At 62.5% G+C, this 3,296-nt stretch carries 3 protein-coding genes; all 3 read left to right on the forward strand.

The features are described 5' to 3' along the window. Positions 1-263: 263 nt before the first annotated feature. Genes J2X98_RS22065 through J2X98_RS22075 form a run of 3 tightly spaced genes read left to right on the forward strand, consistent with a single transcriptional unit; the run spans position 264 to position 3,206 of the window. Positions 264-1,370: a tyrosine-type recombinase/integrase gene (locus J2X98_RS22065; protein ID WP_307312643.1), complete on the forward strand. Its 1,107-nt coding sequence runs from the start codon at positions 264-266 to the stop codon at positions 1,368-1,370. After that, entirely contained in the window at positions 1,364-1,702 is a 339-nt protein-coding gene (locus tag J2X98_RS22070) for a helix-turn-helix domain-containing protein (RefSeq protein ID WP_307312645.1), read from the forward strand. The genes J2X98_RS22065 and J2X98_RS22070 overlap by 7 nt, the downstream gene beginning before the upstream one ends. Continuing rightward, complete coding sequence (locus J2X98_RS22075; RefSeq protein WP_307312648.1) at positions 1,692-3,206, forward strand: recombinase XerD; 1,515 nt, start codon at positions 1,692-1,694, stop codon at positions 3,204-3,206. Before J2X98_RS22070 ends, J2X98_RS22075 begins: the two co-directional genes overlap by 11 nt. Positions 3,207-3,296 lie beyond the last annotated feature (90 nt).

The following is a 3,296-nucleotide window of genomic DNA, read 5'->3' on the forward strand; positions in this document are numbered from 1 at the left end:
GTACTCTGCGTATTGCATCAGATGAATCAATTTCGCCCCAATGCACTGGAGCCTCAAGGAAGTGATCGGCTGCCCGGAATTCCGCGGGTTTCCGGGGGCGTGCTAACGATTCTCGCCTTCATGGTCGCCTCTTCTGGGCAGTGAAGTCTGGGCGCGGACGTTGCTTGACGGGCATCTGACCTGCGGTTTTGCGCTGGTGATGCATTTAATGAATCATTGATTCAGGTATTGAATGTGTCTCGAGGCGGATTTGGGGGCAGTCTGTGGCAGTTGATGGGTCCGGGCGCGTGCTGCAGCTGAGTGCTGTTTCTCTGCTGCATCCGGAGGAACAGACGCTCGAGGACATGTTTACGGGCTGGCGCAACCAGCAACTGTCCCGGAACCTTCAGTTCGACACGATTGATAAGGGCATCGGGTGTGTCCGACGGTTCGTGGACCATGTGAACGAGTTCCCCTGGAACTGGTCTCCTGAGCATGTCGAGGAGTATTTCGGGGATCTGCGCTCGATCCGTCAGCTCAAGCACTCCACCATCCGTGGTTACCAGTCCACCCTTCGCCGTTTTTCGTCTTACGTGTCGAACCCGGACTATGGCTGGGACACGGTCTGTGAGCAGCGCTTCGGGACGCACCCGTCCCAGGTCTTCTTTGACTGGAACACCGCTTCGCACTCCGAGGAGTACGAAGGGCGCCCTGCCAAGCGGCCCTTCACCAAGGCCGAACTGCAGAGGCTCTTCGACCACGCCGACGACCAGGTCGAACTAATCGCAGCCTCGGGCAAAAAGGGCTGGAAGGCGGCCTACCGGGACGCCGTCATGCTGAAAGTGACCTACTCGTACGGGCTGAGGTTCAACGAGCTCCGGCACCTGCAAACCGTTGATTTCGCGACCAACCCGCAGGCGCGCAGGTTCGGGAAAGCCGGTGTCTGCAAGGTCCGCTTTGGCAAGTCACGCAAGGGCTCCCCCTATAAACCCCGCAGCGTCCTGACGGTCTTCGACTGGACCGCCGGTGTCATCGAGGACTGGCTCGCCAACGGGCGCGGCACGCTAGAAACCCTGGACCTGTTCCCCAGTGAACGCGGCGGCCTGATCTGTGAATCGACCCTGCTGCGCCGCCTCCGGCGTTACCTCGCCGAGCTGGGAATGCCGATGGATGGCCTGGACCTGCACTCGCTGCGCCGTTCTTACGCAACGCACCTGCTGGAGGACGGATGGGATCCTAGATTCGTGCAATATCAAATGGGCCATGAACATGCCTCCACCACCGGGATCTACCAGTTCGTCAGCGACGACTTCCGGAACTCCACCCTGCGGGCTGCCTTGGACCGCACGATGGACGAAGTCCTGGGCGTGCAGATGAGAGGCCAGTGGTGAGACGCGAAGTCGAATACAAATGGCGCCTCTCCGAGCTCATGGCAGCAAGGGGTCTCCACAACACCACCGATCTCATCCCCCTGCTGGCCGAGCGCGGCATCACCCTATCCCGGCCCCAGGTCTACCGGCTCGTCAACCAGAAACCCGAACGTGTCGCGCTGCAGGTCATCGCCGCGATCTGTGACATCTTTTCCTGCGGACCCGAGGACCTCATCACCGTCACAGCAGCTGACGCCCGCGCGCGGAAAACCGGAACCAGCGCCCCCAACGTCGTTGACCTGAACCGCACCGTCCGCCCGCGCCGGGCACGCATCATCGACGATGCCAACTAACAAGCCCAACGGCCTCAGCCCCAGAAACACCAACCTCGGCCGGCCACGCACCACCGGGACCGCCACCTGCGCACGCTGCGGCCGCAACGCCGGCCGAACGCGGGCAACCTGGCCCGAAGGAAGAATCTGCGGCCCCTGCTTCACCACCGCCACCCGCACCCACGGGACCTGCCCGGACTGCGGTCAACAGCGACTGCTTCCCGGGCCGCCCGCCGCCGGTGGGCCTCGCTGCGGACCCTGCGCCGGTATCCTCCACGACTTCCACTGCACCCGCTGCAATGCCGAAGGTGAGTTCTACCGGCGCGGGATCTGCGCCCGCTGCGCCCTCCGGGATGACCTCACCGAGCTACTGCCCCCAGACCCCGCCGCTCCTGAAACCGCTGGCAAAATCGTCGACATCCTCTGCAAGGCGGACCGGCCCGAAAGCATCATCACGTGGAAACGCTCCCCCAAAGTCCAAGCCCTCCTGACCTCGCTGTCATGCGGGGAGACTCCTTTGACGCACGAAGGACTCGACGCCGCGGCTGAATCAGCGAAACGCGAAGCCAATCACCTGCGGGCCCTGTTGATCCATCACGGCCTCCTCCCCTACCAGGATCCGTATCTGGCCCGATTCGAGACCTGGATAGACGACAAACTCCGCGACTTACCCGAGGAAATCGCCAAACCCGTCTCGCAGTTCGCCACCTGGCACCACCTCCGCCGCATCCGGTCCATCACAACACCGGAGAAGAGCGCCCAGGCACCGGTGCACTCCGCCAAACAAGAGATCACCGAAACCATCAAGTTCCTGGACTGGCTCTGGGAAACCCACCAACGGACCGCAGCGACCTGCACCCAGCAAGACATCGAGACCTGGCTTGCCACCGGCCCTACAACCAGAAAAGCCATCCGCACCTTCATCGTCTTCATCAAGAACACCGGAACAAACCACCGCGTGGACATGGGCCACTACACCGCCAAAACCCGCCCCGCGATCACCCAGGACCAGCGCGTGGCCTGGCTGCGGGAACTGCTCACCGGCACCAGCGAATCCCTGCCCTACCGAGTGGCAGGCATCCTGCTGCTTCTCTACGCCCAACCGCTCGTGCGAGTAGCCAGACTCCGGACCGATGCCATCGAAACCAACGAAATCAACGGCAACATGCAGATCACCTTCGGCGCCCATCCAGTGCCCGTTCCCGAACCCTTCGCGGAGCTACTACAAGAGCACCTTGTGAGCCGTCCGAACCTCAGAACCGGAGCAGGCACTCAAAGCTCATGGCTCTTCCCGGGAACCCGAGCCGGCCAACCCCTGCACCCAAACGGGATCATGGACAGGCTCCGAAGCCTCGGCATCGACCTGCGCGGCGCACGAAACACCGCCCTCGACGAACACCTCTTAGCCTCACCGCCGCCAATCGTCGCCGACGCACTCGGCTACAGCCACCAAATCGCGTTCATCCATGCGGACAACGCCGGGGACGCCTGGTCCCGGTACGTCAATCTCCGCACCAAACCATGACCAAGTGGGTGTTTTGGCTTCCCTCGTCACCCCTGACGCCGGGGTCTGATCAAGGAATACGCCAAGACTCAATCCGCAGGGATGCCAGTA

The organism is Pseudarthrobacter enclensis (genome assembly GCF_030811655.1).
In the GTDB taxonomy this organism is placed as follows: domain Bacteria; phylum Actinomycetota; class Actinomycetes; order Actinomycetales; family Micrococcaceae; genus Arthrobacter; species Arthrobacter enclensis_A.